We start from the raw sequence: 6,523 nt of genomic DNA on the forward strand, positions 1-6,523 counted from the left end.
CGGTTCAGTCAGATTGGGTCGGCCAAGTCCAGAAACTGCGGCCTTCCTCCCCGAGATGGCGATTGAGCACCATCTGATGAACCTCGTCTGCCCCATCGACCAAACGCGCTTGCCGCGCGTAGCGGTATATCCATTCCAGCACCGTATCCTGCGAATAGCCGCGCGCGCCGTTGATCTGGATCGCCACGTCCGCCGCCCTGTGCAACAGGTTCGCGACGTGGATTTTGGCCATCGACACTTCCTTCCTGGCAAAGCTGCCCTGATCTAGCGCCCAGGCCGCTTTCATGACTAGAAGACGCCCCATCTCGATGCCCATCGCAAGATCGCCCATCTTGATCTGGATGCTTTCGCGATCGGACAGGCGCACGCCGAACCCGTGGCGGTTCGTGGCGTATTCCTGCGCGATCTCGGTGCAACGCTTGGCAAGGCCGAGCCAGCGCATGCAATGGGTCAGCCGCGCCGGGCCAAGCCGCATCTGCGTGATCTTGAGCCCGCGACCCTCTTCCATGATGATGCGGTCGGCGGGTAGTTCCATGTCTTCGTAGACCAGCTCGCAATGCCCGCCATGTTCCTCGGGGCCCATGATCGGGATACGCCGATCGATGTGCCAACCGGGATCGTCCCTGTGATGCAGGAACGCCGTCAGCCCGCGCCGCGGATCGTCCGAGGTGCGGGCCATCAGGATGAAGTGATCGGCCTCTGCGGCACCGGTGATGAACCATTTGCGGCCGCGAATGACATATCGGTCGCCTTGCTTCTTGGCCGTCGTGATCATCATTCCGGGGTCAGAGCCGCCTCCGGGATGCGGTTCGGTCATCACGAAGGCCGAGCGCACGTCGCCTTTGACGATCGGGGCAAGCCATCGCTCTTTCTGTTCGGGCGTGCCGACCTGTTCCAGAATCATCATGTTGCCGTCATCGGGGGCGGCGGAATTGAACACCACCGGCCCGAAGATCGAGCGGTTCATCTCTTCGTAGCAGACCGCCATGCCGACCTTGTCCAGACCCTGCCCGCCGGTTTCGGGCTTGAGTTGGAGGCACCAGAGCCCCTCGGACCGGGCCTTTTCGCGCAGCGGCTCCAGCCAGTCATGGGCGATATTGCCATGTTCATCCCATGCGTCGCGGTTGGCTTCGACGGGCAGGATTTCGTTCTCGACGAAGTGGGCGATGCGGGCGCGGAAATGTTCGGTCCGGGCGGGAAGTGTAAAATCCACGGGTTATCCTCTGGTCATCAAAGCGAAGAAACGAGGTGGCCGCCATCGGCCACGATTTCGGATCCGGTCATGAACGCGCCAAGATCGGACACAAGAAGAAGCAGCGGACCATCCAGATCGGAGGGCTGGCCCAGACGGCGTTGCGGTACGCGTCGGATCAGGGCCTGCGCGGCGTCGGACGCGAAGAATTCGCGGTTGATATCGGTCTCGATATAGCCCGGGCTGAGCGTGTTGACCCGGATCCCGTGACGCGCCCATTCCAGCGCCAGCGCACGGCTCAGCTGGATCACCCCGGCCTTGGACGCGGCGTAGGCGGACACATGGCCCGCAACGCGGGTGCCGAGGATCGACGCGACATTGACGATACTGCCGTCCTTGCCAGCGGCCACCATCGCTTTGGCGGTCACCCGCGCAACGTGAAAGACGCCTTTGAGGTTGGTGTCGAAGATGCGGTCAAGATCGCCCGCATCATGATCGAGCGCCGCAGCCGATACGGTCGTCCCCGCGTTGTTGACCACGATATCAAAGGCGTGTCCGCCCAGGGCTTCTTCGACCGACGCGGGATCGGACACGTCCAATTGCAACGGCGTGGCGGTGCCGCCCTGGGCCGCGATGTCGTCGCAAAGCGCGGCGACCCGGTCGCGCCGCCGCGCGGCGAGGGTGACGTGCACGCCCTTGCCGGCCAGCATCTGCCCGAAATGTGCGCCAAGTCCCGACGACGCGCCGGTGATCAGCGCGGTCTTGCCCGAAAGACCCGGCCAAGGGGGCGCCTCGGGCGAAGCGATGGATGTGGATAGTGTAGTCAAAGGCCTCCCCTCCTTATCCTACGATGTCGCGCTCTCTTCTACTTTTCGAGCGATTGCTCGAAAAAGCTAGACCAAGCCCGGTTTCCGTGCAACCCCTCTCTTTGTATTTCGAACGCCACAGCGTAGATTGCCCCGCAAGACCATGTGAAGGAGACCGTGTGTGCTTGATGTCGACGACCTGAAGACCGAGGCGCTGTGCCACTACATCCTTGAACGTCATCGCGGGACGATCACGGTGCAAAAGCCGGATTTCGCGCTGCGCAAGCTCAAGGTCATCATCACGTCGGCGCTCGAATTGTCGAACCAAAAAGGTTTCGAGACCATGTCGCTCAGGGACCTGTCCCGCGCGACGGGTGTGTCGATGGGCGGGCTCTATGCCTATTTCGATACCAAGGATACATTGCTCAAGATGATCCTGTCGGAGGTTACGGCCGCGGTCCAGCGCACCCTGTCGGTTCCGCCACCCGAGGTAAGGGACGATCCGGTCGCGCATTTGAAATGGCTGATCGACGCCCATGTAAGGATGACCGAAGCGATGCAGCCCTGGTTCACCTTTTCCTTCATGGAGGCGAAGAAATTTCCCCGGGCGGAACGTCAGAAGGCGATCGACAGCGAAGAACTGACAGAGCGTTACTTTGCCGAGGTGTTGACCCGGGGCATCGCGACCGGTGTCTTCCGCAGCGACACGTCCCCCCTGCTGGCGGCGTTGATTAAGCCGCTCTTGCAGGATTGGTATGTCAAACGCTCCAAGTATCGCCGCCGCGATGTGCCGATCGAGACTTATATCGCGACGGTGCAGGAAATGGTCCTGTCCGCCTGTCTGACGGATCGCAGGCAATGAGTAACGCATCGCCGCAAATGAATACCGGTCGAGAACGCGACTTGCTGACCAACGCGCATTGGGGCACCTATTGGGTCGATGTCGAGGACGGCCGGGTGACCGGCCTGCGCGATTTCGAGCAGGACCCCGACCCGTCGCCCATAGGACATGGCATTGTCGACGTGATGGACGGCCCGCTGCGCATCACCCGCCCCGCCATGCGCAAAAGCTGGCTCGATCACGGGCCCGGTGCGCGCGGCGACCTGCGCGGCAGCGACAGTTTCGTGAGCGTCGGCTGGGACGAGGCCGAGCGCTTGGTCGCAGCCGAACTTGACCGGGTGCGCAAGGAACACGGCAATGCATCGATCTATGCGGGCTCATACGGCTGGGCCAGCGCCGGGCGGTTTCATCACGCGCAAAGCCAGCTGAAGCGCTTTCTCAATTGCATCGGCGGCTTTACTGCCTCGGTCAATACTTACAGCTATGCCGCCGCCGAAGTGATCATGCCGCATGTGCTGGGCGACTTTCACGCGCATCTCGAACGCAACACCTGCTGGGAAGTCCTTGCCGAAAGCTGTGAGCTTTTCGTGGCGTTCGGCGGCTTGCCGGTCTCGAACGGGCAGATCGGCCAAGGCGGGACCGGCGCGCATGTGCAAAAGGCGGGCATGCTGGCGGCGCAGGCCAATGGCACACGCTTTGTCAACGTGTCGCCCATGCGATCCGATGCGCTGGACGCGCTAAAGGCCGATTGGCTCCCGCTGCGCCCGTCGAGCGACACCGCGATGATGCTTGGGCTGGCGCATACCCTGATCAAGGAGGGGTTGCACGATAGGGCCTTTCTTGACCGATATACCGTCGGATTTGACCGCTTTGCCGCCTATCTGCGCGGTCAGACCGATGGCATCGCCAAGACCGCCGATTGGGCGGCTGAAACTTGTGACATACCGGCCGACAGGCTGCGCGCCCTCGCGCGCGACATGGCCCGACACCGCACGATGGTCGCGGCTTCTTATTCACTGACCCGGCAGGATCACGGCGAACAGCCGATCTGGGCAGCCATCGCCCTTGCCGCGCTTCTGGGGCAGATCGGCCTCCCCGGAGGCGGCTTCGGCTTCGGCTATTCCGCGATGAACAATAACGGGCTGAACCGGCGTTACGTGCCCTACGCAGCACTTCCGCAGGGCAGAAATCCCGTCGACAGCGTCATTCCCGTCGCCCGCGTCACCGACATGCTCGAACATCCGGGCGGCACGGTCGATTACAACGGGCGTGTCCTGACCTATCCCGATATCCGGCTGGTCTGGTGGGCGGGGGGCAATCCGTTCCACCACCATCAGGATCTCAACCGCCTGCGCCGCGCCTGGGCCCGATGCGAGACGGTGATCGCCAACGAATGGTGCTGGAACGCCTTGGCGCGTCATGCCGATATCGTCCTGCCCTGCACTACGCACCTGGAACGGCGTGATATCGCGATGTCGTCGAAAGACCCGTTCATCACGGCGATGGACGCCGCCGTTCCTCCGGTGGGCGAGGCGCGTGATGATCACGACATCCTGCGTGGCATCGCGGCGCATTTGGGGGTGGCGGACGCGTTCACCGACGGGCGCAGCCCCGGCGACTGGTTGCGCTGGCTTTACGACACGTCGCGCGAGGCCGCCGCGCGAGGGGGCGTGGCGCTGCCCGATTACGAGACGTTCCAGCAGCAGGGCTGGACGCGTGTTTCCCCACCGGAAAAGCGCGTCATCCTGATGGAGCAATTCCGCGCCGATCCGGAAGCCTATCCGCTGAAGACGCCGAGCGGCCGGATCGAGCTGTTCTCGGAAACCGTCGCGGGCTTTGGTTATGACGATTGTCCGGGTCACCCCACCTGGCTGGAACCGGTGGAATGGCTCGGGCGGGCCACAACGAAGGCACCGCTGCACCTGATTTCGACCCAGCCCAGGACAAAGCTCCATTCGCAGCTGGATCACGGCAAGCTCAGCCGCGCGGATCGTATCGACGGCCGGTCCCCGGTGCTCATGCATCCCGAAGACGCGGCCGAACGCGGTCTGTCCGAGGGTGAGGCGGTGCGACTTTTCAATGCCCGCGGCGCCTGCATCGCCGGACTGAAGATCAGCGACACTGTCCGCCCCGGTGTCGTCCAGATCGCGACCGGCGCATGGTACGATCCGGACGGCGACACGTGCCTGCACGGCAATCCGAACACATTGACCCTGGACAAGGGCACATCCCGTCTGGCCCAAGGTCCGATCGCACATAGCTGTCTGGTTCAGATCGAGTCCGTTCGCCACGCTCTCAAACCGCGTATCGACCTACCGCCTGAAGTGAAACCGCGCGACTGAATTGGAATTTTGAGTCCCTATAGTTCTCGGGTGCAAACGTATCCCGAGTACCTGCGGCAAGGCGCAAGCGGCTAGGCTGTTGGGCGATGAAAACGCCCCGCATCGGATGGTCATGGTCGCGTCCGCATGCAAGACATCCTCTCGAACAAGGCCGCCATCTGCCCGGCACGTTCCGTGACTACCTGGCGCATGCCGACGGGCAGAGCCGTGTGGATCTGGCTTTTTACCGGATCGTCACGGACCCGACGCAGAACGTGCTGGGGCACGAACGGCCGGATCGACCTGTCGCGCTTTGTGGCTTTGACCGCGACGAACCACGCCAGGACCTATGGGCTTTATCCGCAAAGCCACCATCACCGTCGGCTGCGACGCCGACATCGCGATCTGGACTCCGGAAGCCAATCGGACGATCCGGCGCGCCGATCTGCAGGACCGGGCAGACGACACACCTTACGAAAACCTGGAAGTGCAGGGCTGGTCGGAGACCGTTCTGTTGCGAGGCAAGACGGTTGTCGCAAAGGGCAAGATGGTGAGGGACGGGCAGGGGGCCGTGATCTTGCGACGCGGACGCACCTGACCGAATGCGCGGTTATTCAGCTGCCGCGTCGGGAGGGTTTCTCAACGGGGTGTCATCCTTGAGCGAAACCGCCTGACGTTCGATCATGCGATGAACCTTGGGTTTCTCCTTGCCGCGATGCAGCTTCAAAAGGCGCTGGTACGATTCCGCATCGGCCTGCGTGCGGCGTTCGTGGTGGCGGACATATTCGACCCAAGTGGGAACGTGGTAGGTTTCGGTCCAGACATCGGGGTTTTCCAGATCCCGAAGCAGCGTCCATTGTTGCGCCCCGTCGCGGATACGAATGCGACGACGTACATTCATGGCCGCCAGAAATTCGGGAACATCGGCCTGTGCGATTTCGTAATCCACCATGATCATGATCGGCCCGCTGCGCTGTCTCAGATCAAGCCGCAGAGAGGGTTCCTTGAAGGTATTAACCCGAATAATTCATGGGGGTGTGGTGAAGGTAGCGTAAGCTTTTGAAAGCAGGTATTTTTTGGTTGTCGAAGCCAGAAAACTCAGTTTCCAAGGTACGTCCCCTCACCATGATACAGTCTACTTCCCGAAAGCCCGCTTTGTCACCCGTGAATGGCAAACCCGTTCTTCTCAATTTTGACGGCGCGGAGATGAGTTCCGATGCTGGTCTGACGCTCTTACGGGAGGTCGAACGCCGGACCGACCTGGCGGGTCTGGTCGCAAAGTGCCTCCCGGATCCGCGCGCGCCAGGCAAGGTGCGGCACAGTCTGGAAGACATCATCCGGTTCCGGATCATGATGATCGCGG

6 protein-coding genes and 1 pseudogene are annotated in these 6,523 nt (G+C 62.2%); 4 read left to right on the forward strand and 3 right to left on the reverse strand.

Translation table 11 applies throughout. The features are described from left to right. Positions 1 to 4: 4 nt before the first annotated feature. Positions 5 to 1,213, reverse strand: coding sequence for an acyl-CoA dehydrogenase family protein (locus tag BHD06_RS09205; RefSeq protein WP_080456694.1), 1,209 nt, complete (start codon positions 1,211 to 1,213; stop codon positions 5 to 7). Positions 1,214 to 1,230: 17 nt separating this feature from the next. After that, on the reverse strand, positions 1,231 to 2,019 hold the full coding sequence (locus BHD06_RS09210) for an SDR family NAD(P)-dependent oxidoreductase (RefSeq protein WP_254892363.1): 789 nt from the start codon (positions 2,017 to 2,019) through the stop codon (positions 1,231 to 1,233). A gap of 160 nt (positions 2,020 to 2,179) precedes the next feature. Between BHD06_RS09210 and BHD06_RS09215 the strand changes: the two genes are divergently transcribed. The 3 genes from BHD06_RS09215 to BHD06_RS09225 all read left to right on the forward strand — a co-directional run bounded on the left by BHD06_RS09215 (position 2,180) and on the right by BHD06_RS09225 (position 5,758). After that, positions 2,180 to 2,860: a TetR/AcrR family transcriptional regulator gene (locus tag BHD06_RS09215; protein ID WP_254892364.1), complete on the forward strand. Its 681-nt coding sequence runs from the start codon at positions 2,180 to 2,182 to the stop codon at positions 2,858 to 2,860. Further along, the gene (locus BHD06_RS09220; protein WP_254892365.1) at positions 2,857 to 5,181 is read left to right on the forward strand and encodes a molybdopterin guanine dinucleotide-containing S/N-oxide reductase; all 2,325 of its coding nucleotides are present in this window, start codon (positions 2,857 to 2,859) and stop codon (positions 5,179 to 5,181) included. The genes BHD06_RS09215 and BHD06_RS09220 overlap by 4 nt, the downstream gene beginning before the upstream one ends. A 328-nt stretch (positions 5,182 to 5,509) precedes the next feature. Next, positions 5,510 to 5,758 (forward strand): hypothetical protein, encoded by a 249-nt coding sequence (locus BHD06_RS09225; protein WP_080456696.1) that lies wholly within the window; start codon positions 5,510 to 5,512, stop codon positions 5,756 to 5,758. A 12-nt stretch (positions 5,759 to 5,770) separates the two neighbouring features. Here BHD06_RS09225 and BHD06_RS09230 read toward each other — a convergent pair. Beyond that, positions 5,771 to 6,169, reverse strand: a pseudogene (locus BHD06_RS09230) (MFS transporter); the annotation flags it as partial. Positions 6,170 to 6,285: 116 nt separating this feature from the next. Here BHD06_RS09230 and BHD06_RS09235 point away from each other — a divergent pair. Beyond that, positions 6,286 to 6,523 (forward strand): transposase (locus tag BHD06_RS09235; protein ID WP_176214320.1); only part of this gene is annotated, 238 nt, incomplete at its 3' end.

This window comes from Roseovarius sp. A-2, from assembly GCF_002072155.1.
Taxonomy (GTDB): domain Bacteria; phylum Pseudomonadota; class Alphaproteobacteria; order Rhodobacterales; family Rhodobacteraceae; genus Roseovarius.

Bases quoted from the DNA above. Each gene is read 5' to 3' on its own strand.
- BHD06_RS09220 (WP_254892365.1), top strand. From the start codon at position 2,857: ATGAGTAACGCATCGCCGCAAATGAATACCGGTCGAGAACGCGACTTG.
- BHD06_RS09225 (WP_080456696.1), top strand. From the start codon at position 5,510: ATGGGCTTTATCCGCAAAGCCACCATCACCGTCGGCTGCGACGCCGAC.